A 21,976-nucleotide genomic window follows, 5' to 3' on the forward strand; every position below is an offset into this window, starting at 1 on the left:
CGTCAATGCAGTTGTCGGTCAAATGCAGCAACAAGTACAACAAGTTAGTGGCAATCTCACTTCGATCCCTGACGAATCGATCTCACCTCCACCACCGCCCCCAGAATTAACAACTCCCGTAGAAGTAATAACACCTGTCGATTTAACAACTCCCAACTCCCACACTTCGACTACGCTCAGTGCAAGCCTCCCAACTCCTAACTCCCAACTCCCAACTCCCAACTCCCAACTCCCCCCTCCCCCACCATTCCCAAAACTAGAATACAAATCCGACGATCCCTGGAGTAATAATCTGCTTGCCAGTAACGAACAAGTGCTTCCAGAGACAGCTAACACGCCCGATCGAGGAGTTTAATCGCCAATGACTAGAATTACCAACTTATACACCGATGGAGCCTGCTCGGGCAATCCTGGCCCGGGTGGTTGGGCGACAGTTGCTTACTTCGATGATGGTAGCTGTCACGAGTTGGGCGGACGAGATGGCGCGACAACCAATAATCGGATGGAAATGCAAGCCGCAATTTCCGCGCTCGAATTTTTTGTCAGTACCAAGCAAACCCAACAATGTATTCTCTATACCGATAGTGAATACCTGATCAAAGGGATCACCCAATGGGTGAAAGGTTGGAAGAAAAAAGACTGGAAAACCGCTGCTGGTAAACCTGTGCTCAATCAGGACTTGTGGGAAACACTCGACAGGCTCGATCGACAAGTCCAATCCCAAACCAAAGTCCCTGTCGCCTGGACGCACGTTCGTGGTCATTCTGGCAATGTGGGTAACGAACGCTGTGACACGATCGCTAGAGGGTTTTCTAGCGGTCAGCCACCCCAACTGCGGCAACATTCTACAATAGAGGCATCAGAGCCATCTCCCGTGCAGCATCTGCCAACTCGTTTAGTACCTATTCCCTCTCCTCCCGATCTGCAAATTGTCCCAATGATAGAAGAACAGACTATTCATCCCGATAGTAACGAACACATCCCCCGCGAAGTCCGAGTTGCCCATCTCCACCACTTAATCGATACGTTACGGATCGCTGATGAAATCGCTAAAGGTAGTTATCTAATTGCCAGCTCCGAACTCGCCGATCTGATGGATATCAATGCCAGTGCTGTCACCAGTCGTGGCGACAGATGGGCATGGCGCAATTGGATCGTTTCCAGAGTCCGCCGTGAAGGTAATCAGATTCTGTGGCAATTGGAGCGGGTTGATGATTAAAAAGTTGAAAGTTGAAAGCGATTCGCGCACGCCGTTGTTCCCCGACGGTTTGCGGATGCGCGCTCCTCGGCTTTGCCGAGGGTTTAGCGCACCAAGCAGCGAAAAGTGCTGATGGTCGGGTGACCCGCCCAGTGGTCTTGGGGTTTCCCCTGTCTTGTCTTGTCGTTTTCTTATTCGGGGGGAACCCTAGACATAAAAACGCCGCAAGTGGAGCACCTTTTCAAGAGAGCTATACAAAAAAGGTCAGAGACAAGGTAATCAAAACACTTAACAACCCTAGACAAGCAGATGTATGATCTAGAAAGTTATCTAGCTACACTTTCAACTGGAGTAGTGTTTGAAAATCCCAAACACTACTACCAAGAAGCTGCCAAACTCAAGCGATTGCAAAAACAACTATCTAGAAAGAAAAAGGGTAGCAATCGTAGATTTAAAGCCAGAATGAAAGTAGCTCGTCAACACAATCGAATTGCCAATCTCCGCAATAATACTCTGCATCACATTACTACTTATTTAAGCAAAAACCACGCCAAAGTAGTAATTGAAGATCTAAATGTAGCGGGGATGATGGCTAATCATAAGTTAGCTAAAGCAATTGCTGATTGTGGATTTCATGAATTCAGACGGCAAATAGAATATAAATGCCGGAAATTTGGTTCCGAACTAATGGTAATTAGTCGGTGGTATCCAAGCTCTAAAACTTGTTCTACTTGTGGAAATATTCAGGATATGCCGCTCGAAAAACGCACGTATGATTGTTGCTCGTGCGGCATATCTATCGACTGCGATCTGAATGCCAGTCTGAACATATCGAGGTTGGCTTAACCTTGAATGCTTGTTGAGGGATAGCTGCTCCGATGCCCCCTGTGAAACGAGAATTAATGACTAGACTTGTCTAGGATTTATATAGCAGCTACAGTTTCCTACCTCGATCGACAGCAGCGGTTTGGATGGCAATATTTATTAGAGATCGCAGCCAGATCGAGGCACCTAAGCTAGCAATTATCCAAAGTGAAAAAGACCATAATGGATGAGTAGAGATTAATAAAATTGCAGAGATCGAGCTAAATCCAGTCAGGCAGAGATAGATGAGATTATAGATGGCTAAATAAACTCGTCGGATCGCTCGATCGGTTGCTTGCGATCTCCTCGATATTTCGAGTTCGCTTTGTTCCAATCGTTGTTCTAGTCTTTTAATTAATAATTCATTGGCACTAGGTTGAGTTAGTTTATATTTGAGATAACTAGTTGCTTGTTTGCCAAGTTTACCGACAATATTGCCGCGCTCGGCGATTGCGACACTTCTAATAAAGGGTTGAGCGGCGGCGACGAGATTATAGTTGGGATCTAATGTTCTAGCAATGCCGTCGAGCGTAGATAAAGCTTTGATAATAAAGCTCATTTCTGGCGACATCTGGAATGGTTGTTGGATAAAAAGTGTGGTAATTTCACTCTTGATCTGCTCGAACTCTTTGACATCTACTGGTCGGTCGGTAAACCGTTCCAGCATAAAATCAATGACTCGTTTAATCGGGCGCATATCCTCACCTCGCACGATCAATCCTAGCTCGATTAAGTTATCGGTGACAGCAACACCATCCTTTTTCATTACCGCCCAAAACGTCTCAATCATCCGATCTGTAGAGATATGTTTTAACTCTGCCATCATTCCAAAATCATAGACGACTAATTTCCCATCGGCCATAATTGCCATATTCCCAGGATGTGGATCGGCTTGAAAAAAACCATCTATTAATAGTTGTTTGAGGTAACAACAGATGCCGATTTGATTGATTTGTTTGGGGTTGAAACCACAGGCTTCTAATGTGACTCGATCGTCAATTTTAATGCCAGGTAAATAACTCATCGTTAATACCTTTTCAGTCGTATATTTCCAGTGAATTTCAGGCGCAACAACTAGCTTACTAGTCTTGAAGTTTGTGCGAAATCTATCAGCATTTTTCCCTTCTTTTTTATAATCTATTTCTTGAAATAGGAGTGTAAAAAATTCCTGATAAATAGCTCTCAATTCCATCGATCTTTTTTTCGGTAATAATCGATCGACCCACCATAATAATCGATCGATTACTTGAAAATCTAGCTCGAATAATTGTTGGAGACCAGGACGTTGAATTTTAATCACAACCGCTGCACCAGTCCTTAATTTAGCCCGATGCACCTGTCCCAAACTAGCCGCCGCAATCGGAATTTCATCAAATTCAGCAAATAATGTTTCGATGTTTGCACCCAATTCTGATTCGATAATCCTAATTGCTTCGGCGACACTAAACGCAGGTACGCGATCTTGTAATTGACTGAGAGTTTCCGTGTAGATTGGCGGAAAAAAGTCAACTCTAGTCGATAAAGATTGACCAATCTTAATAAAAGTTGGCCCTAAGCCGATCGCGGTATTAACCAACTTTTGAGCTTGGCGACGATGATATCGATCGTTTTTGCTCGGGAAAAGAAAATCTCGCAACAAATCCAACCCCAAGCCAATCGCCGCCGTAAAAATATCGAATTGTCTAGCTTGAGGTGAATATTTAGCTCTTTGCCAACGAAAGCGAGTAGGTTGACTCCGATCGGTAGCGACTACAGATGGGGGCAATATTGAGGGTATTTGCCTTTGGGATCTGAATCTCCACATAGCGGATGGCTTCCTCAAGTTAGTGATATTCGATTACGGTTGGGATGGTAACAGTAAAACAGGTTTTGGCGATGCCCCCTTCTACTAAATTACTGGTGACAGCAATCGTCCCTCTCATGTGGTCTACCATCGATTTAACTAGAGCTAAACCTAAACCAGTACCAGCGATCGCTTGCTTTGTAGCACCAGCTCCACGCCTAAATCGATCGAATAGATTGGGCAAATCTTCACTGGAAATCGGCTTACTCAGATTGCTAACCAGCACGATTACCCGTTCTGACTCGATCGTGAGCCAGACTTCCACCATCGTCTGGGGCAGGGCGAATTTCCCCGCGTTGATCAGTAATTCCTCCACAATATGCTTGAGACTATCAGCATCAGTTTGGATTTCGGGCGATACCTGCGGTAGATGGAGCGATAGTTCTAGTGATTTACTATCTAACCATCGATCGGCAACAAAAGTCGCCTGCTCGGAGATAAATGGATTCAGCGCAATCTGTTGGGGTCGAAATTCTAACTGCTTGGATTCCAATTGCTGGAATTTGAGTAGATCGTTAATTAGTTTGATTTCCCGCTGACACTGCTCGTCTAAGATGTCTAGATACTGTTGACGGCGATCTGGATCGATACCTGACTGACGCAACATCTTAATCGCTAGAGACATACTCGTCAGCGGTGTCCGTAACTCATGCCCGATCGTACTAATAAACTCATCTTTGAGTTCGTTGGCTTGGCGTAATTTTTCCATCTGTTTGCGGCCAGCTTCATGTAACTTGACCTGAAGTTGGAGGCTAGTTTGCACTTGGGATGTGCGGATTGCCACAGCAGTACGAGCTTGTTTGAGCGATCTTTTTTGGATTCTCGCGAGGGCAATTTGATAAATCTGGCATTGGAGTAATTTTAATTCGACTGGATGCCAACGACGAGAACGATCGTGCTGGAGCACCAACCAACCCCACACGGCTTCCGCAGGTGGACGATCTGGATTTGTAGCTCCCATCAAGGGGATCATCGCAATACTTGGTAATCGATCGTCTTGAAAAATCAGTCGATCGATCGATGTCGTCCGATCGTTGCCATCAAAGATGGTCGGCTTGGGAGCATTTGCTAGTGCCGTTTGGCACAAGTGAGAATGCTCTAAGAGGAAGGTGGGTGGGATTGTCGGTCGATCTTTGCGACTGTCGATCGTCGTGACAATCTGAACTTGGGTACTAGTTTTCCGCACTAGCGATGATTCGCTGGGTGGCTGGATCGTAGTACTGGAGGTATTGTTAGCATCCGGTAGTTGAAATGTATTATGTTGTTTGGGCAGATCGCTAGTTTTGAGAGTCAAAACTAATCCGCGTTTTAGTTCTAATGCTTCTACCATATCGGATACGGCAATTTCAAACAGCCGAGCGATCGGCTGATTTTCGACAATTGCCTGAGTCAGTTGATAGTGTAATTTAGGGTAAATTTTGGAGATCTGTGCTTGTACCTGAAGATCTTCTTCAATTAGAGCAGCACCAACGTATTCAGACACCATCTGAAATACCAATTTGGTTTCGCGGTACCATTCCACCCCTTTTGTCGCTAATACCAAGCAGCCAGTTACTTCTTCCTGGTCGCGGGTTTCTACGACCATGACCTGATAATCAGCCAGTAGTGGCATTTTCCACTGAGTTGGGGTCGCAGCCGTGGGCGGCTCGTAATGGGGTAATTGACTGGAGATAGAATGGGTTCGATGGCTAACACAGGCACTAGCAGCAACCCGCACTACACCTGGCGATAGGTATTGCAGTACCCAGCAGCCATCGGCTGCGAAGTTGTTTGCCACTGACTGAGCTAAAAGAGCTAGCACTTCTCGTCGATCTGTTCCAGCCGCTATCGGTTGGACGATCTGAAGAATGCGTTGTCCGAAATAATCAATTTCGCGGGTATCCTGCATGAGTAATCGATCTGGTGAGCAGCGGATGATAGATACTAGACCTACCCATTTATTGTGCCATACTGTTCGATTGACAGAGAATGGTCTCAGTGGGGATCTATCTACTTATACTAAGTATGCCCAGAGATCGCAACGTTAGTTGGTTATATAATTTAATTTGCGATCGGTAATTTTTTTGTGTAAGAGGAAAGAGAGGATGAGGACGTTGGGACAAGTCGTATTTAAACCTAAAACCTAAAGCCTAAAGATCCGCCTGTCTGAGTGTTTTGACCCATTTTAACCGTTTGGGGAAAAGTGCCATCCGCGCGATCGCCAGAGGCATCACAATTAGCCAGTGGAGAATAAATAGCGATCCGATCGCGGTTTGGCTTAACAGTGTCGATATACTGACAGTTCGATCTGCTTGTCGATAACTGCGTTGCAATCCCACCCAAATCCCCCACAATGGCAGAGCCACACCAAGAGAAGCTGTCATGGGCAATAAGAGCGGCGGATGTTTGAGCCAGAATGCCATCAAGAAATCAGGGATACCTGCAGGTGGAAGAAGATATTGAATTAGTAGAAATGAGATCGTATCGAGCGTTTTCTTTGTCCCCATTCGATTGCTGGTGATAATGCCCCAGTAATCGAGATAACGCTGAAATCCACCTTCTGCCCAACGATTACGCTGATGCCATAAAGCTTTAAAAGTAGTGACACCTTCTTCACCTACAGGAGGGTATGGCATCAGTCCGATATCCCACCCAGTCAGATGTAGCCGAATCGTCAGATCTAGATCGTCAGTAATCGTTTCTTCGTTCCAACCGTCACAACTATCTAGAGCTGTACGGCGGACAAATTGACCGTTACCACGTAGTTCCCCAATGCCGCCACTTCCAGTCCGTTGCTGCTGTAAGTAAGCATCCAGAGCCATTTCCGCCCGCTGTCCGCGTGTGAGAAAATTGGTGTCGCTATTGACGATCGCTTTACGGAGTTGGACCGCGCCAACGGTGTCGGTTTGGAAGTAAGCTAAAACATAGTGCAAAAAATCAGGAGTAACTTGAGCATCAGCATCAAAGACACCGATAATCTCGCCCTGCATCATGGACAATACTTGATTGAGCGCACCAGATTTACCTCCAGTATCTCGCTCGGTACGATGGAGTACTTGAAGTTGGGGGTATTGTTGGGCGAAGTTATCTAAGATTTCGGGAGTACGATCGGTACTATTATCGTCGATTGCCCACACTTCATATCGATCGATCGGATAATCCAGGCTACAGAGACTCTCAATGAGATCGGCAATTACTGCGGCTTCATTTTTGGCAGCAATCGCCATCGAGATAAATGGATAAGTCTGGGGCGGAATTAATAATGGCGGTTGAGCTACTTTCGCCATAACTAATTTCAATGCCCGCAGACAAAATATACTAGTAATTCCCCAGACAATAATGTATCCCCAGCTAATTAGATGTAATGACACGACACTCAGACACAAACTTACCAGAATTGTCGCTGCTTTTAGTTGTCGATAACCCATACCTACTGACCAATCGATCGTTGGTTCGGGAGCATTTTCAACGGTTAACGGTAAGCTGTGTTCGGTCATTTCGACAGGATAGGGGGCGAGTGGATGGCGAACAGAAGTTGATAAAATTGACCACGCCTCAACTATCCCATTCTCGTTCGTATATTTGCACATCTTACCCTGTCTAGGTGTGACATTGAGCATTGAAGGAGATCGAATTGGATCGAATCAGATCGAGCTGGGAAGAGCTGGGATCGAAAAGGACATTGGGAAGGAAGTATCTTCTATCCCATCCGGCGACGATACCAAGTCGCGGTACCGACTAGCATTCCGGTTAAAGCTAAGGCAACCAGCATAGGGAAAACATCACCCTGCTTGAGCGCAGTTAAACCAGCACCCATCATCACAAAGGGTAAAATTCCTGGAACTGTCCCCAGTAATGTACCCAAAAAATAGTCGCGAAATTTAATCGAGGTTAATCCAGCCGCAAAATTCACAATTCCATAGGGAATCAGTGGCAATAGCCGAATTGCAAACATGTAAAAAAATCCACCTTGATGCATTTCTCGATCGATATTCTCCCATTTGCCTGCTAACTTTTGCTCTACTAATTTACGCCCGATCGTCCGACTAAATCCAAAGGATAACACCGCTGCTAAAATAGCGGCAATGCTCGTCCATACTGTCCCCCAAACCGAGCCAAAAATTGCACCACCAGTCAGATTCAGTGGCGTAGAAGGTAGAATGCAAATCGTCGCGATCGAATAAATCAAAATATATACAATTGGTGCCCAAGCCCCCATCTGTTGCAGCCCCAATTGCAAATCTTTTTGGTTAATGTCACCCAATAAAATAACACCAATTACTGTGGCAATGATACAGAATAGCCCGATCGAGATAATTGTAGTTTTAGTACGCAAGTAATAACTCTTGTGGAACAACAATACCCATTTTATCTAAAATTTTGGTGTAAACCAAAATCGCCACGCGATCTCGATACATGCAGCCTAATTGCTACAGAAATTAGATCGTTTTTAACTAAGCCAACTTGACATTTTTCAATCTCCTTGGGGACATTCATCCCAGAGACTAGTAGTTTGACGTAAACTACTCCAATTACCGCCACCTAAAATCAGATGATCTAATAGGGGAACTTGGAGCAATTTGGCTCCTGCTAATAATTGACGAGTGAGATCGATGTCAGCTTGACTGGGTTCGGTGCTACCCGATGGATGATTGTGCGCGACGATGGTTTTTGTCGCACCTTGTTTGAGAATTGCGGTGAAAATTTCTTTGGGTGGAGCGAGTGTTTCTGTCGCTGTGCCGATCGTAATTAATTGCGTACCAAGTAATCGATTCTTAACGTCTAATAATAATATCGCGAATCGCTCTTGTGGCGACCACATCAATTCTTGACTCAGAGCGGCTGCGGCTGTCTCGGGACTTTCTATAATAGCTCGATCGGGTGGACGCAATACACATGCTCTCTGTCCCAATTCTACAGCAGCTAGAATCGCTGTCGCCTTAGCTGGGCCGACTCCAGGAATATCCATCAATTCTTGGGGATGTAGATCTCGTAATCGCTCTAGGGGATCTCGCTGATGTTGACCTAAATAATTGAGAATATACTCGCCTAACCCGATCGCTGATAGTTTACCAGGGCCTTGTCCTGTCCCCAACAAAATCGCGATCAATTCGGCATTCTTGAGGTGTTTGACTCCATGTGCGAGCAGACGTTCGCGCGGACGTTCGGTACTGGGGATGTCAATAATGCGGAGGCTGTAGGTCATTACACGGACAAGTAATCGGCTTGTAATTCAGATTACTTGTCACTTTACGATTATTCGATTCTCGATCGAATCCATACAATGGCTGATTTATTCTGTATTGGTAGCAAAATGCTATAGTTTCTAACCCCCGCTCAATTTAGCTTTGTAGCCCAACTTAGTTACAATCTCTAATAATTTTTGACGATGATCGCCTTGAATCTCGATCGAATTATCCTTCATGGCTCCACCAGCACCACACTGATTTTTAAGTGTCTTGGTGAGGCTATTAAGCGTCTCTGAGGATACTTGAAAGCCACTCACAATGGTGACTGTTTTACCACCTTTGCCCTTTTTGGAGACTTCGATTTTGAGTTTGTGCTGATTTGGTGGTAATTCGGCGGTGTCGTCGGTATCTGGCTCTTCGTCGCCGAATTCACGATAGGCGATTTTGTTACTGTCTTTTGCCATCAGATCTCAAATGGTTTCTAAGGAGGATTGACGTATTGTGACACATTGACAAGCAGACAAGGTTTTAGTTATGATATTTCCAGAATAAGCATTCTGATTTAAAAATGCCGCGAAATAGGGAGTTCGATCCGAAAGATTGCCTTGACAAGGTGATGTACTTGTTCTGGCAAAAGGGGTATCAAAATACATCAATGTCTGATTTAGTGGAGCATTCAGGGGTGCAACGCTACGGCTTGTATGAAACTTTTGGGGGCAAGGAAGTACTGTTCCAGCGTGCGCTTGACTTGTATTTGAGTACAGTCATCCATCAACGGTTAGCAATGCTTGAGCGAAAACAGCCGGAACCTTCTTTGACAGAGATCGAACAGTTCTTTGAACAATTCATCGAACACGTCGATCGACCCGATAGTTTCTTCGGTTGTTTGATGTGCAATACGGCTGTTGAAGTTGCGATCCACGACAAAATAGTGGCATCGATGGTTCAACAGTATTTCGATCGACTTCGCCAAGATTTTGCTCGATCGCTGACAAGGGCTAAACAAAACGGCGAAATTGCCGATAGTACTGACATTGGGCAGATGAGCGAGCTGCTAGTCGGGAGTGTTCTCGGTCTGACTACCTATGCGCGATCGTCCGCTCCCAGGCAGGATGTTCGCACCTATATTAGCGGCATTCTGGCAATGTTAAAACGGCTCTAATTTTTTTGGTTTATTCCAGAATATTTATTCTGATATATTCTCGATCGCTCTAAGTTCATTAGCAGGAAATACTCATGAAAGCTTTATTACCACTTCGTTTGGCTCTGACGGCAAATGCTGCCTTTTCATTTTCGACCGCGCTATTGATGTTGTTTTGCCCTGTGCTGGTAGGTACGTGGCTGGGGATACAGACACCAAATATCTTTCAAGTCGTTGGTATCGGGCTAGCTATTTTTGCTACCGAGCTAATTTATCAGGCAAGATGTCAGCGGGTGGCTACATGGCGTGCGCTGCTGGCAAGTGCCGCTGATTTTTCGTGGGTGGTAGGTTCTGTCGTCTTATTACTCGCTTTTCCCCAGGTATTTTCGCCCTTGGGTAATGTGCTGGTTCTGGCTGTCGCAGGTGCCGTATTTGTGTTTGGGAGTTGGCAGCTTTGGGCGGCTGGACACGCGCACAAAACCGGAGCAGGTGGCGATTATCGCCATTGCATCATCGTTGAAACCAATGCACCTGCCCAAAAGCTATGGGAGATAATCGGCAACATTGGCGAGATCGAGAACTATATGCCGTCATTGAAGCACTCATTTGTGTTGGAGGGAAAAGCACCCAGCGTTGGGGCGATTCGAGTTTGCGAAAATCGTGCGGGTCAGCAATGGTCTGAAGAATGTACTGAATTTAGCCCAGGTCGAAGCTTTGCGGTGCGTTTTCTGTCAGAGGCTGCAAATTTTCCATTTCCAGCCAAGACAATGCGCGGCGGATGGGAAGTCATCCCATCAGGTGTTGGTTCGCAGGTGATGGTGTGGTGGGAGTTGAAGCCCAAAAGCAAACTGCTTGCACCGATAATTCTGCCGTTATTGGCGTTTCAGGTCGATCGTGATTTTCCACAGATCGTTCGCCGGATGGCAGCCACAGCCATTTTGGAGCCGAACGGCAATCTAACAATGCGATCGAAAGATGCGGTATTTGCACGTCTTTTGCCGATTTTTTGCTAGCATCGCAATCGCCAGTGCAATTAGGACGTTTGATAACGCCATATCCCCGACTTCTCGTTCGCGTAGCGTCTCGTTGGCAGTAGCGGAGCGATTGCCCTAGCAATAGCCTCTCGGAGAGAAGAGAAGAAGTCGGGGATATGATATGTCATAACAGAAATCGATCGAGCAAAACACCTACTTATTGGCGCGGGCACTTAGACATTGACGCAATCTGTCGCGTGCCGCAAAACCGCTATGCCACTCAATATTGGCAACCGACTTGCCATCCATTGCCAAATCCATTCGCCCCGTGTCTTGCATCGCTGCCACGGCAGCGTCAATGCTCGGTATGCCTAGCACTATCGACCCAAGCGATGAGCCGGACGATTTGAAGTTGAAGGCTTTGACTGTTTTAGTCGCCGAACTGCTATCGGTTAGTGTCACATTAACCTTCTTGCCACTTTGCGGACGGGGCACATCCGGGCCAAAATAGGTCAAGAACGCATCTTTATTGTCCTTACCTGGGCCAGAAATCAGGAACATTACATCCTTGCGCCAAAAAATAGCCGCACAAGATTCACCATTTTTACGTTGGGGAAACTCCCAACTACCATCCATGTATGCTCGGTATGCTGGACTCTTTATAATCCTTTCTCGCTCTGCTAAATTACCTTGCATAGCCTTCATAATCGAATCTTGGGCATCCCTTTTCGCGGCTTGCGCTCTTTCTTCCGCTAATCTCCTTTCTCTCTCTAAGGATGAGCCTGAGTTAGAACCACCTACATCCCATTTTTTTTCGCACATAGGGACACCATTACTACTCCACCCAATTTGCCGCTCTAGATCACCAGCCCCAAAAGAACAAGGAAAAGCCTGCGCCGAAGGCATCCAACTTGCCGATACCAGTAAACCCACGATCGATCCTGTCAGACTTGCAACCGATAATAATTTCAACATCCAATCTTTTTCCTGAATAAATTACTAAATTTAGCGAACCCATTTCTGAATTGTTTCTACGTATAGTTTTTTAGGCTTCAAACCCACAATTTTTTCTAGCAATTGACCATTTTTAAATAAAACGACAGTTGGCACACTACGAATGCCCAGATCGATCGCGAGATCCGGTTCTTCAGTCATGTCGATTTCCACTAGATCGAAGTTCCCATTTTGTTCGGTGGCTAGTTGATGCAAAATAGGTCTGAGCGTATCGCAGGAGCTACAATGCGGTGCATTCACTTCGATTAGAATTAGTTTAGTAGATTCACTTTTCAATTGTTCAAAAGCGGGACGACCTTGGGGAAAAGTTGATACTGACATCTTAATATTACCTCTAAATTATCTTTTAATTAATGAATTTCTGCTAACCATCGTTCGGCTTCTAGTGCTGCCATACAGCCCGTACCAGCCGCCGTAATTGCTTGACGATAGATATGGTCTTGGACATCGCCAGCAGCCCATACACCTGCAATATTGGTGGCAGTGGATTTACCGATGGTTTTGATATAACCTTTGTCGTCTAAATCTAATTTGTCTTGAAAAAGTTGGGTATTGGGTGTATGTCCGATCGCATAAAATAAACCACCAACTTTCAATTCAGTCAGTGCGCCAGATTTTTGGTCTTGAATCTGCACGCTGCGGAGAACATCATCACCATCGGCACTAATTGGTAATGCTTGCCAATGCACTCTAATTTTATCGTGATTTAAAACTCGTTCTTGCATAATTTTAGAAGCTCGCAATCGATCGCTCCTAACTAACAGATGCACTCGACTAGCATATTTAGTTAAATATAAAGCTTCTTCCGCTGCCGAATCACCACCGCCAACTACCGCAATTTCTACATTTTTAAATAAGGGATTGGTGCCATCACAAATCGCACAAGCCGAGATCCCATTATTCCAAAATTGTTCTTCACCGACGATCTGCAACCGCTTGGCAGTCGCACCAGTACAAATAATTACGGCATGGGATTTTACTTCTAAATCATCAGATGCGATCGTAAAGGGTCTTTGACTAAAATCTACTCTTACTACATCATCAGTGACTAACTGAGTACCCCAAAGAATAGCCTGTTGACGCATTTTTTCATCAACTGTGGCCCCTGAACTCCTTCAGGAAAACCAGGAAAATTCTCTACCTCTGTTGTGGTCATTAATTGACCACCTGGCAATCCTCCAGCCACAAAACCTTCAAAAATTAATGGTTGCAGTTGAGCACGAGCTGCATAGATTGCTGCTGTATATCCTGCTGGCCCAGATCCAATAATTACGATTCGTTCTATCATGGTTCCCATCCATTAATTAGCGCAAAAGCAACAACTAAGCGAAAAACCATTGCACTCCAGTAACTAGATAGTAAATCCCTGCCAAAATTAGAGCCACACTACCAAATTTGGTAATGTTTTCTGAATAGTTTAATAATAACTTTGCTTGCTTGGCAAAACCAGTTAGCAAACTAGCAAGAAAGATAATAATCGTATAACCAAAGGCATAACTTGCCATTGTCAGTACGGCGAGTAATTGGGAACCACTAGCACCAGCAGCAGCGAGAACGGCAAATAAAACTGGACTCGCACAAGGCGAACTAACTAAAGCAAACGTCAAACCCACACCAAAGGGGCCAAAATTTGAGCCATCGACATTAATTTGAGGTAAGGGGATTCTAATTAAGCCTAATAAGCCAAAACCCATAATTAGAATAATCACGCCGACAACCACATTAATATGACCGCGATATTCCACCATTACTGCGCCAGCAAATGATGATACTAACCCGAATAAACCGAGAATGATGACATTTCCTAGTACGAACAACCCCGCCTTGACAAAAGCATCACCACGAGAGGTAATATTGCGGGTGCCAATATAGGTCAAGTTAAGCGGTAATAGTGCTAAAATACAGGGAGAGACACTAGCAATTAAACCACCAACAAAAGCTAATGGCATTAATACTAATGGATTAGCAGTATCTTGTTTAGTAAACCATTCCTGATATCGATTTTCTGCAAGTGAAATTAGGTGTTCTAGTGCTTGAGAAATTGGTCCGGTGACGAGTAACGCTAATACCAAACCTAGCAGTGCTAGTCCACCAAACAACAACCATTTTTTCGGTATTTTTTGGATATTTTTTTCTCGCCCAGTTGAGTGCGGTTCAAGATCTTGTTCTTGCTCTAATTTCATGATATTTTCCTAATATTGACGATCGATTCGATCGACTGATAACCATGCTGAACTAAAATAATCACTTTTAAGCTGAGAATATTATAAAGTAAGTAAATTATCGGCACATATTTTACAATCTTATTTAGAACTTTTACAAGTTATCTATTTAGTCATAGCAGCATCCAAAACACTAGCATAAGCAGTTAAATCGGAATTATTACGATGCTGTGCTAAAATTTTACCTGTAGCTGGATCGACAATAGTTAATGAACCAGTTTGAGTTTTATTTTCTGCAAAAAACTTACTCAAGCCCAATTTTTTTGCTTTCGCTTCAACTTTAGCAGTACTAGTTTTGTCAGATACATCTAGTAAGACAAATTCAACTTTACCTGCATACTTTTGTTTGAGCTGTGCAACAGTTGGGGCAATATTTTTGCAAGCAGCACACCAGGTCGCATAAACATCAACAATGCCACGAACAGATCTAATTTTTAGCGATCGCCGAATCTAGTACTGTGGAATAAGCCGTCAGATCGGGATTATTTTTGTGTTGTGTCAAGATATTTCCGGTCGCTGGATCGACAATGAGTAGGGAACCAGTTTTAGTTTTATTAGCTGCAAAAAACTCACTCAGCCCTAATTGTTTAGCTGTTGCTTCCGCTTTGGCACTGCTAGCTTTCGTAGACACATCGAGCGTCACAAAATTTATTTTTCCAGCATATTGCTGTTTGATCTGGGAAACAGTTGGCGCAATGTTTTTGCAAGCAGGACACCAGCTAGCATAGATATCTATAACTACTGGTTTACCTTGTAATTGTTTCGCTAATGGGCCACCAACGGAACTAGCAGCTTTGACTTTACCAGCACAAGGATTTGGTTTGGAAGCGCAGGGGTTTGGTTTAGCTGCACAGGGATTGGCGACTGCGGTGGTTGCGCTAAAGATGATGGTGGGCGCAACAGTCACGATGCTCAGGAGGGAAATAGCAGCAAATGCAGCCAGAAATTTAACTTTCATGGGATTCTCTTCTTAAAAATACTTGGGTGTTGATTTGGTATACCCAATCTTTTGGGCTTGTCTATGATTAAAATCCAGCAAGATGAGTCTCAGATGAGGAAAGCATGGAGATTAGATAAAATCATTTGCGATCGATTGGAATCTAAATATTGTGAGTGAGATTCCTGAAATTTAGAGTAGGGGCAATTCATGAATTGCCCCTACTCTAAATTTCAGAGCAACGCCGAAAAATTGTCATCTTCAGCAAAAATTCATCTTGCCATTAGCTAAGGATCACATAGATCTCGAATACTTCTCTTAAACTTGAGATCGGGTACTAGGGAAGCAAATATGTTGGAGCAAGATTGGTTGGTTACAGATGAAGGGCGGTGCATTCCTTGTGAAACCGACGCACAGGCAGATTGGATCGATCGACCTTATCGACTTTATCGCTTTCTGACTGATGTTGAAGATATCGTCGATCGAGAAAGCAACGATCGAATTCGTCTCCAACAAATCTGTCCTCTTGTGCGGCGGCTGCTGAATAGTTGTGAATGGTTACAACTGAACTTTTTACCGCCAGATCCCGAAACTGGTTGGTCGGTGCAAATGCTCTATGATGAGCCAGATTTCCCGATTACGATTCAAACTGTGGTTTGGTCGCCAGGGACGGCTTCACCAGTCCATAATCACGCTACCTGGGGGATTGTGGCACTGTTAGATGGACGAGAAAAGAATACCTTTTGGCAGCGATCGCCGACTCCCCAATTTCCCGATCTGATTAAAGCCACAGCCGATCGAATTCTCACTCCTGGCGACATTCTCTGCTTCACTCCCGATGCGATTCATCAGATTGAAGCCATCGGCGACGAACCCACGATTAGCTTTAATCTCTATGGGGCGACGGATTACGATCGCCGCTTTGAATTCGATCCCCTTCGCGCTACTGCTGAGATTTTTTAATTTACCCCTTTCCCCTTCCTCTCAATGCCCTCCCGCATCCCCACACCGATCCGTAACTTCTTCAGACTGGGAGTTTCACCGACTTCTTTACAATTTCGATTGACGCTAGAGCTGGTGACTCTTTCCGCCATCGGGGTGAGTGCTGTCGCATTTTGGGCAGGATGGCAGATGGAGCAAAATTTACTTAGTTCTCATAAACAACTGCTAGAATATGTGGCGATGCGTTTTCCCGAACAGGTGGAAATGTATAGTGAAGGGAAAACTATTGAAGTTAGTTTAGAACGAACGATCGATAAACTCTCGACATCAGGGGTATCGATCTGGGTGAAAGAGCCTGATGGTAAGATTCTGCGCAAATCTTCAGGGATGAATATGCCATCGATCGATCTGGTGAATACGATTAGTCAAACAGCAGCACCTGTCAAGCCCACGATCGTCCAATATGGCGATCGCTATTTGGTGTTATGTGGAAATCCTCTGACCGTGAATGGTATGCTGGTGGGCAAAGTATATCTCTCGCAAGATATTACCAGCGATCGAAATCAACTAACGACTGGGATTCATAGCCTGATTGCGATCGGTACTCTAGCCATTTGTCTACTGACGATCGCCATCTCTCAGCGAATTCGCAAAACACTTCAACCTTTGGCACAGATGAGCCAAATTGCCAGCAACGTTTCTGCCGACGATTTGAGCGCGGTGAAACTCGAACTCCAGCAGGCTCCAGATGAGATTCTAGGACTGGCAATCGCCTTTAATGAGATGACAGTCAGACTATCGGGCGCATGGGAGCAACAGCGGCAATTTGTGGGCAATGTTTCTCACGAACTCCGCACGCCGCTGTCGGTTGTCTTAGGCTATCTCCAAAGTTTATTAAGGCGCGGGGATAATTTGAATCCCCATCAGCAAAATGCCGTCTCAACCGCAATCGCCGAAACCGATCGAACGATCCGAATGCTGCAAGATTTACTCGATCTCGCTCGTGCAGATAGTGGCAATCTTCATTTTCGCCACAGCCCCGTATTTCTAAATACGCTGGTTGCTGAAACGATCGAAATGAGCCAGAAAGTCAGCAACCGTCAGATTACCATGATCCCTGCCACCGATGATATTGTCGCACTCGCCGACCAGGATCGGCTCACCCAAGTTTTAATTAATCTCGTGGATAATGCGATTAAGTACTCGAGTGGTTCGATCGATCTAATCCTCGAACAAACCGAAGATCGGGCAATTATTCACGTCCAAGATCGGGGAATTGGGATTTCTCTCGAACATCAAAATCGGATTTTTGAGCGATTTTATCGGGCGCAGGATTCATCGACACGCTCTAGAGATGGCACGGGATTGGGGCTAGCGATCGCTAAAAGTTTAATCGAAGGAATGAATGGAAAAATCACACTGAGATCGAAACCCAATGAAGGAAGCATTTTTACAATCGCATTACCAATTTGGAAGCCATCATCTGTAAGTAATGAGTAAGGGCAACTTATGAGCGATCGAATTCTTTTAGTTGAAGATGACACTAAATTAGCAGGGTTTATCGAAGAAGAATTAACATTAGAAGGCTATCAGGTTACTGTCGCACACAATGGTTTAGATGGGCTGACAATGGCACGCAATATTCAACCCGATCTATTAATTTTGGATTGGATGCTGCCAGGGATATCTGGACTAGATCTCTGTCTGCGGTTGCGATCGACTGGAATTCAAGTACCGATTATTATGCTCACCGCTAAAGATGAAATTCCCGATCGAGTCGCTGGATTAAATGCGGGCGCAGATGATTATGTGACGAAACCTTTTAGCATTGAAGAATTGCTAGCCAGAGTCAGAGCTAGATTGCGACGAACCAATCCCGAAGATCCCGATGCATTTGAATTTGAAGATCTGACCTTGAATCGACTCACTCGTGAGGTTTATCGACATAGCCAATTAATTGAATTAACAGCTAAAGAATTCGATTTGTTAGCATATTTGCTCCGCCATCCTCGCCAAGTTATCACCCGCGACCAAATTCTCGAAAAAGTTTGGGGCTACGATTTTATGGGTGAGTCGAACATTATTGAAGTCTATATTCGCGCCTTACGGCTCAAATTAGAGGTAAATAATCCTAAACGTCTGCTACATACGGTACGCGGTGTGGGCTATGTGCTCAGAGAATATGTGTAATAACCCAAGTTGCTAGTTACAGTTTTTTGAGATAGGCAAGTAGTGTGGGCAGAGGGGGGAGAGAGGAAAGCAAGAAACGTCAATCGCATTCTCTTTCTTCCCCATCCTCCCACCCTTCCCACATTCCCCCATTTTCTCCATTCATGTTGTTATTTGATACAATGAGAATGATTGCCATATTTAACCCAAGCGTGTTAGAGGTTCCTCCCCTTGGAGAATCGAGTCGGCATGTTGAATATCAAAGATCGTAAAATTGGTGAATCATCTGGCGGACAGCAACAGCGGGTATTTTTGGCGCGAGCGTTAGCACAGCAAGCAGATTTGTTTCTACTTGATGAAGCATTTACAGGTGTAGATAAGAAGACTGAAGCGGTGTCGATCGATGTGTTTGGAGAATTGCGTGCTGCTGGTAAGATTTTATTAGTCAGTACTCATGAATGAGATCGATCGTTAGATAGGCTCGATCAAATCTTATTACTCAATCAGCGTTTAATTACCGATGGCTTCCCGCAGCAGGTGATGACATCTGAAAATTTTCAACAAGCTTATGGTACGTCATTGCATCAACATACTCATCATGATGTAGGTGCAGATCTATTTTGTTAATCTTGAGCTTCCACTCATTAGCAGCCTGCTTCTTTGTTTCAATTCTCAATTCTTGAATAGAACCTCATGTCGCCAACTGCTGCTTACATTCATATCCCTTTCTGTCGGCGGCGTTGCTACTACTGTGACTTCCCAGTATTTGTCGTCGGAGATCGTCACAATGGAGCTACCTCTGGCAATATTCAATTATATGTCGAACAATTAGGTCGAGAAATTGCGGCGCAAACAAATTACCATCAACCATTAGAAACAATCTTCTTTGGTGGTGGAACACCTTCACTCCTGACTATCGAACAACTGGGACAGATTTTAGACTGGTTATCGACCAAATTTGGGATTGCTAATGATGCCGAAATTTCGATGGAAATCGATCCTGGGACATTCGATCGCGCTCAAATTCAGGGATATCTCCAGACGGGGATAAATCGGGTCAGTATAGGGGTGCAGGCTTTCCAGGATAACTTATTGACTGTCTGCGGTCGATCGCATTCTGTCGCCGATATTTATGCGGCGGTGGAGCTACTTCACCAAGGCGGTGTCCAGAATTGGAGTTTAGATCTAATCTCTGGTCTACCGCAACAAACTATCGCTGATTGGGAAGCTTCTTTAAAATGTGCGATCGATCTCACTCCGCTGCATATTTCATGTTACGATTTGATCGTTGAAGCGCAGACACCGTTCGCAAAACAATATCAGCCAGGGGATACGCCGTTACCGAGCGATGAAAATACTGCTCAGATGTATCGCATCGCGCAACGCACTTTAACGAGTGCGGGCTACGCGCATTATGAGATTTCTAACTATGCCAAGCCAGAGCATCAGTGCCGCCACAATCTCACCTACTGGCACAATTTACCATACTACGCTTTCGGCATGGGTGCAGCCAGTAACTTAGAGAATCGGCGGTTTACCCGTCCGCGCAAAACTCAAGAATACTACCAATGGGTAGACGATGGCTGCAATTGGCAAGCGATCCCAAACACATCAGCCGAGGATCGGTTTTTAGAAACTTTGATGCTAGGACTGCGATTATCTCGCGGAGTAAGTTTGAAATCGATCGAGTCTGAGTTTGGGATCGATAAAGTAAATAGTCTCTTAAAATGTCTCCAGCGATATCAACAGTCAGGATGGGTAGAGATTGTCACGACTGAAAATGGCGATCGTTGGTTGAAATTGTCCGATCCAGAAGGACTATTATTTTCTAATGTGGTATTGACGGAAATATTTAGTCAGGAATTATAATGGAAAAATATCTGGGCTTTTAGAAACAATACAGTAGAGGCAATTCATGAATTGCCTCTACTGTATTGTTTCGATTATTCTTGTGCCTAGTTTTTCTTCAACCAGCTAAACATGGCGCGGAGATCCTTACCGACTGTTTCGATTTGGTGCTCGGCTTCTAAACGACGGATGGCGGTGAAACCAGCATTGCCAGATTGTTTTTCGAGAATAAATTCACGGGCGAATTGTCCGGTTTGAATCTCGGAAAGTACCTTTTTCATTTCAGCTTTAGTCGCGTCGGTGACGATGCGGGGACCACGAGTGTAGTCACCGTATTCAGCCGTATTAGAGATACTATCACGCATAGTTGCCAAACCACCTTCGACGACGAGATCGACGATCAATTTAACTTCGTGACAACACTCAAAGTAAGCCAGTTCGGGTTGATAACCTGCTTCGACGAGAGTTTCAAATCCGGCTTTGATTAATGCACTCAAACCACCGCAGAGAACTGCTTGTTCGCCAAATAAGTCGGTTTCAGTTTCTTCGCGGAAGGTGGTTTCCAGGATACCTGCGCGGGTACCGCCGACACCTTTAGCATAAGCCATCGCTCGATCGCGTGCTTGTCCAGAAGCATCTTGATATACGGCGAATAAAGCTGGTACGCCTTGTCCTTTTTCGTATTCACGACGAACTTGATGTCCGGGGCCTTTTGGTGCAACCATGATGACATCAACATCCGCAGGGGGAATGACTTGTCCAAAGTGAATGTTAAATCCGTGGGCAAAGGCGAGGGTATTACCCGCTACGAGATTGGGTTTAATTTCGCTTTCATAAATGCCCCGTTGAACTTCATCGGGAAGCAAAATCATGATTAAGTCGGCGGCTTTGGCAGCTTCGGCAACTGTTTTGACTGTCAAGCCTGCGGCTTCTGCTTTAGCGGTGGATTTACTTCCAGGGTACAAGCCAATAATTACATTTACGCCACTTTCTTTGAGGTTGAGAGCGTGCGCGTGACCTTGGGAACCATAACCGATAATTGCGACGGTTTTGCCGTTTAATAGGTCTAAATTAGCATCGGCATCATAATACATCTGCGCCACGATCGATCTCTCCTTAACCTTGTACTTATCTGTTGTATCTTATCTTGCGTTGCTATTGAGCTGATATGCGCTCATTTTGCATTACCGCAGGCAGGACATTTTACCATGACCAGGTGTCGCGATCGTCAAGATTTTCCCAGCAATTCTCATTTTAAAACTTTTGCACTACTTCACTGCTTCGTTCCCGCGAGCCTCTCCCCTGGAGAATCTCGGTTAGATTGTTGACGACAGAGTAACATTAATTCTATAAATTGAACCTACGACGGTAATTAGCAACAGATTCGACTAAGCCGATCGCGATAAAATTGGTAATTAATGCCGATCGACCATAGCTCATCCAAGGTAACGGAATTCCAGTCACGGGTGCAATCCCGATCGTCATACTGATATTAACGATCGCCTGAAAGCCGATCATAGAAAGAACGCCAATTGCTAATAACGAACCAAAATTATTAGGAGCCTGACGTGCAACTCGAAGCAACCGCCAGCACAGAAATAAATAAGTTAACAATAAGCACACTGAACCGACAAATCCTAATTCTTCCCCGATCGA

24 protein-coding genes and 2 pseudogenes are annotated in these 21,976 nt (G+C 44.8%); 10 read left to right on the top strand and 16 right to left on the bottom strand.

Annotated elements, in window-relative coordinates:
- The 3 genes and pseudogenes from RMO55_RS07715 to RMO55_RS07725 form a co-directional block, all read left to right on the top strand.
- Nucleotides 1-355, top strand: a pseudogene (locus RMO55_RS07715) (hypothetical protein); the annotation flags it as partial.
- Between the two features lie 6 nt (nt 356-361).
- Nucleotides 362-1,219: a ribonuclease HI gene (gene rnhA / locus RMO55_RS07720; RefSeq protein ID WP_310425529.1), complete on the top strand. Its 858-nt coding sequence runs from the start codon at nt 362-364 to the stop codon at nt 1,217-1,219.
- Between the two features lie 288 nt (nt 1,220-1,507).
- Nucleotides 1,508-2,044 carry an RNA-guided endonuclease TnpB family protein gene (locus tag RMO55_RS07725; protein WP_310425531.1) on the top strand — a complete coding sequence of 179 codons (537 nt, stop codon included), beginning with the start codon at nt 1,508-1,510 and terminating at the stop codon, nt 2,042-2,044.
- 88 nt (nt 2,045-2,132) lie between these two features.
- Here the strand turns inward: RMO55_RS07725 and RMO55_RS07730 are convergent, their stop codons facing one another.
- The 6 genes from RMO55_RS07730 to RMO55_RS07755 form a co-directional block, all read right to left on the bottom strand.
- On the bottom strand, nt 2,133-3,827 hold the full coding sequence (locus tag RMO55_RS07730; protein ID WP_310425533.1) for an AarF/ABC1/UbiB kinase family protein: 1,695 nt from the start codon (nt 3,825-3,827) through the stop codon (nt 2,133-2,135).
- A gap of 58 nt (nt 3,828-3,885) precedes the next feature.
- On the bottom strand, nt 3,886-5,793 hold the full coding sequence (locus RMO55_RS07735) for a HAMP domain-containing sensor histidine kinase (protein ID WP_310425535.1): 1,908 nt from the start codon (nt 5,791-5,793) through the stop codon (nt 3,886-3,888).
- A 241-nt stretch (nt 5,794-6,034) separates the two neighbouring features.
- Nucleotides 6,035-7,381 carry a glycosyltransferase family 2 protein gene (locus RMO55_RS07740; RefSeq protein WP_310425537.1) on the bottom strand — a complete coding sequence of 449 codons (1,347 nt, stop codon included), beginning with the start codon at nt 7,379-7,381 and terminating at the stop codon, nt 6,035-6,037.
- A 203-nt stretch (nt 7,382-7,584) separates the two neighbouring features.
- The gene (locus RMO55_RS07745) at nt 7,585-8,220 is read right to left on the bottom strand and encodes a TVP38/TMEM64 family protein (RefSeq protein WP_310425539.1); all 636 of its coding nucleotides are present in this window, start codon (nt 8,218-8,220) and stop codon (nt 7,585-7,587) included.
- A gap of 138 nt (nt 8,221-8,358) precedes the next feature.
- Nucleotides 8,359-9,090: a DNA repair protein RadC gene (gene radC, locus RMO55_RS07750; protein ID WP_310425541.1), complete on the bottom strand. Its 732-nt coding sequence runs from the start codon at nt 9,088-9,090 to the stop codon at nt 8,359-8,361.
- 120 nt (nt 9,091-9,210) lie between these two features.
- Nucleotides 9,211-9,537, bottom strand: coding sequence for a translation initiation factor (locus tag RMO55_RS07755; protein ID WP_310425543.1), 327 nt, complete (start codon nt 9,535-9,537; stop codon nt 9,211-9,213).
- Between the two features lie 152 nt (nt 9,538-9,689).
- Between RMO55_RS07755 and RMO55_RS07760 the strand changes: the two genes are divergently transcribed.
- Together RMO55_RS07760 and RMO55_RS07765 are read left to right on the top strand one after the other, a co-directional pair.
- Entirely contained in the window at nt 9,690-10,235 is a 546-nt protein-coding gene (locus tag RMO55_RS07760; protein WP_310425566.1) for a TetR family transcriptional regulator C-terminal domain-containing protein, read from the top strand.
- Between the two features lie 74 nt (nt 10,236-10,309).
- Nucleotides 10,310-11,227 carry an SRPBCC family protein gene (locus RMO55_RS07765; RefSeq protein ID WP_310425544.1) on the top strand — a complete coding sequence of 306 codons (918 nt, stop codon included), beginning with the start codon at nt 10,310-10,312 and terminating at the stop codon, nt 11,225-11,227.
- Between the two features lie 174 nt (nt 11,228-11,401).
- Here the strand turns inward: RMO55_RS07765 and RMO55_RS07770 are convergent, their stop codons facing one another.
- The 8 genes and pseudogenes from RMO55_RS07770 to RMO55_RS07805 all read right to left on the bottom strand — a co-directional run bounded on the left by RMO55_RS07770 (nt 11,402) and on the right by RMO55_RS07805 (nt 15,382).
- On the bottom strand, nt 11,402-12,163 hold the full coding sequence (locus RMO55_RS07770) for a hypothetical protein (RefSeq protein WP_310425546.1): 762 nt from the start codon (nt 12,161-12,163) through the stop codon (nt 11,402-11,404).
- Nucleotides 12,164-12,193: 30 nt separating this feature from the next.
- Nucleotides 12,194-12,523 carry a thioredoxin family protein gene (locus RMO55_RS07775; RefSeq protein WP_310425547.1) on the bottom strand — a complete coding sequence of 110 codons (330 nt, stop codon included), beginning with the start codon at nt 12,521-12,523 and terminating at the stop codon, nt 12,194-12,196.
- 29 nt (nt 12,524-12,552) lie between these two features.
- On the bottom strand, nt 12,553-13,287 hold the full coding sequence (locus RMO55_RS07780) for an FAD-dependent oxidoreductase (RefSeq protein WP_310425549.1): 735 nt from the start codon (nt 13,285-13,287) through the stop codon (nt 12,553-12,555).
- Complete coding sequence (locus RMO55_RS07785; protein ID WP_310425550.1) at nt 13,251-13,490, bottom strand: FAD-dependent oxidoreductase; 240 nt, start codon at nt 13,488-13,490, stop codon at nt 13,251-13,253. Before RMO55_RS07785 ends, RMO55_RS07780 begins: the two co-directional genes overlap by 37 nt.
- A 34-nt stretch (nt 13,491-13,524) precedes the next feature.
- Entirely contained in the window at nt 13,525-14,385 is an 861-nt protein-coding gene (locus tag RMO55_RS07790; RefSeq protein ID WP_310425552.1) for a cytochrome c biogenesis protein CcdA, read from the bottom strand.
- 144 nt (nt 14,386-14,529) lie between these two features.
- Nucleotides 14,530-14,676 (bottom strand): hypothetical protein, encoded by a 147-nt coding sequence (locus RMO55_RS07795; RefSeq protein WP_310425554.1) that lies wholly within the window; start codon nt 14,674-14,676, stop codon nt 14,530-14,532.
- Nucleotides 14,677-14,715: 39 nt separating this feature from the next.
- A pseudogene (locus RMO55_RS07800) lies at nt 14,716-14,874 on the bottom strand (thioredoxin domain-containing protein); the annotation flags it as partial.
- Nucleotides 14,852-15,382 carry a thioredoxin domain-containing protein gene (locus RMO55_RS07805; protein WP_310425556.1) on the bottom strand — a complete coding sequence of 177 codons (531 nt, stop codon included), beginning with the start codon at nt 15,380-15,382 and terminating at the stop codon, nt 14,852-14,854. The pseudogene RMO55_RS07800 and the gene RMO55_RS07805, both read right to left, overlap by 23 nt.
- A gap of 330 nt (nt 15,383-15,712) precedes the next feature.
- Between RMO55_RS07805 and RMO55_RS07810 the strand changes: the two genes are divergently transcribed.
- The 5 genes from RMO55_RS07810 (at nt 15,713) to hemW (ending at nt 20,341) form a co-directional block, all read left to right on the top strand.
- Nucleotides 15,713-16,324: a cupin gene (locus RMO55_RS07810; RefSeq protein ID WP_310425557.1), complete on the top strand. Its 612-nt coding sequence runs from the start codon at nt 15,713-15,715 to the stop codon at nt 16,322-16,324.
- A gap of 24 nt (nt 16,325-16,348) precedes the next feature.
- Nucleotides 16,349-17,803: a HAMP domain-containing sensor histidine kinase gene (locus RMO55_RS07815; RefSeq protein WP_310425559.1), complete on the top strand. Its 1,455-nt coding sequence runs from the start codon at nt 16,349-16,351 to the stop codon at nt 17,801-17,803.
- A gap of 9 nt (nt 17,804-17,812) precedes the next feature.
- Nucleotides 17,813-18,493: a response regulator transcription factor gene (locus RMO55_RS07820; RefSeq protein WP_310425561.1), complete on the top strand. Its 681-nt coding sequence runs from the start codon at nt 17,813-17,815 to the stop codon at nt 18,491-18,493.
- A 210-nt stretch (nt 18,494-18,703) separates the two neighbouring features.
- Nucleotides 18,704-18,934: an ATP-binding cassette domain-containing protein gene (locus tag RMO55_RS07825; RefSeq protein ID WP_396134217.1), complete on the top strand. Its 231-nt coding sequence runs from the start codon at nt 18,704-18,706 to the stop codon at nt 18,932-18,934.
- 231 nt (nt 18,935-19,165) lie between these two features.
- Nucleotides 19,166-20,341 (top strand): radical SAM family heme chaperone HemW, encoded by a 1,176-nt coding sequence (gene hemW / locus RMO55_RS07830; protein ID WP_310425563.1) that lies wholly within the window; start codon nt 19,166-19,168, stop codon nt 20,339-20,341.
- An 86-nt stretch (nt 20,342-20,427) separates the two neighbouring features.
- Here the strand turns inward: hemW and ilvC are convergent, their stop codons facing one another.
- Nucleotides 20,428-21,423: a ketol-acid reductoisomerase gene (gene ilvC / locus RMO55_RS07835; RefSeq protein WP_310425564.1), complete on the bottom strand. Its 996-nt coding sequence runs from the start codon at nt 21,421-21,423 to the stop codon at nt 20,428-20,430.
- 244 nt (nt 21,424-21,667) lie between these two features.
- Nucleotides 21,668-21,976: FtsW/RodA/SpoVE family cell cycle protein (locus tag RMO55_RS07840; RefSeq protein WP_310425565.1), on the bottom strand; the 309-nt coding region annotated here is incomplete at its 5' end.

It is taken from the genome of Chamaesiphon sp. VAR_48_metabat_135_sub (genome assembly GCF_031418915.1).
GTDB lineage: Bacteria > Cyanobacteriota > Cyanobacteriia > Cyanobacteriales > Chamaesiphonaceae > Chamaesiphon.

Bases quoted from the DNA above. Each gene is read 5' to 3' on its own strand.
- rnhA (WP_310425529.1), top strand. From the start codon at position 362: ATGACTAGAATTACCAACTTATACACCGATGGAGCCTGCTCGGGCAAT.
- RMO55_RS07725 (WP_310425531.1), top strand. From the start codon at position 1,508: ATGTATGATCTAGAAAGTTATCTAGCTACACTTTCAACTGGAGTAGTG.
- RMO55_RS07735 (WP_310425535.1), bottom strand. From the start codon at position 5,793: ATGCAGGATACCCGCGAAATTGATTATTTCGGACAACGCATTCTTCAG.
- RMO55_RS07740 (WP_310425537.1), bottom strand. From the start codon at position 7,381: ATGACCGAACACAGCTTACCGTTAACCGTTGAAAATGCTCCCGAACCA.
- radC (WP_310425541.1), bottom strand. From the start codon at position 9,090: ATGACCTACAGCCTCCGCATTATTGACATCCCCAGTACCGAACGTCCG.
- RMO55_RS07755 (WP_310425543.1), bottom strand. From the start codon at position 9,537: ATGGCAAAAGACAGTAACAAAATCGCCTATCGTGAATTCGGCGACGAA.
- RMO55_RS07760 (WP_310425566.1), top strand. From the start codon at position 9,690: ATGTACTTGTTCTGGCAAAAGGGGTATCAAAATACATCAATGTCTGAT.
- RMO55_RS07765 (WP_310425544.1), top strand. From the start codon at position 10,310: ATGAAAGCTTTATTACCACTTCGTTTGGCTCTGACGGCAAATGCTGCC.
- RMO55_RS07770 (WP_310425546.1), bottom strand. From the start codon at position 12,163: ATGTTGAAATTATTATCGGTTGCAAGTCTGACAGGATCGATCGTGGGT.
- RMO55_RS07775 (WP_310425547.1), bottom strand. From the start codon at position 12,523: ATGTCAGTATCAACTTTTCCCCAAGGTCGTCCCGCTTTTGAACAATTG.
- RMO55_RS07780 (WP_310425549.1), bottom strand. From the start codon at position 13,287: ATGCGTCAACAGGCTATTCTTTGGGGTACTCAGTTAGTCACTGATGAT.
- RMO55_RS07785 (WP_310425550.1), bottom strand. From the start codon at position 13,490: ATGATAGAACGAATCGTAATTATTGGATCTGGGCCAGCAGGATATACA.
- RMO55_RS07790 (WP_310425552.1), bottom strand. From the start codon at position 14,385: ATGAAATTAGAGCAAGAACAAGATCTTGAACCGCACTCAACTGGGCGA.
- RMO55_RS07805 (WP_310425556.1), bottom strand. From the start codon at position 15,382: ATGAAAGTTAAATTTCTGGCTGCATTTGCTGCTATTTCCCTCCTGAGC.
- RMO55_RS07810 (WP_310425557.1), top strand. From the start codon at position 15,713: ATGTTGGAGCAAGATTGGTTGGTTACAGATGAAGGGCGGTGCATTCCT.
- RMO55_RS07815 (WP_310425559.1), top strand. From the start codon at position 16,349: ATGCCCTCCCGCATCCCCACACCGATCCGTAACTTCTTCAGACTGGGA.
- RMO55_RS07820 (WP_310425561.1), top strand. From the start codon at position 17,813: ATGAGCGATCGAATTCTTTTAGTTGAAGATGACACTAAATTAGCAGGG.
- hemW (WP_310425563.1), top strand. From the start codon at position 19,166: ATGTCGCCAACTGCTGCTTACATTCATATCCCTTTCTGTCGGCGGCGT.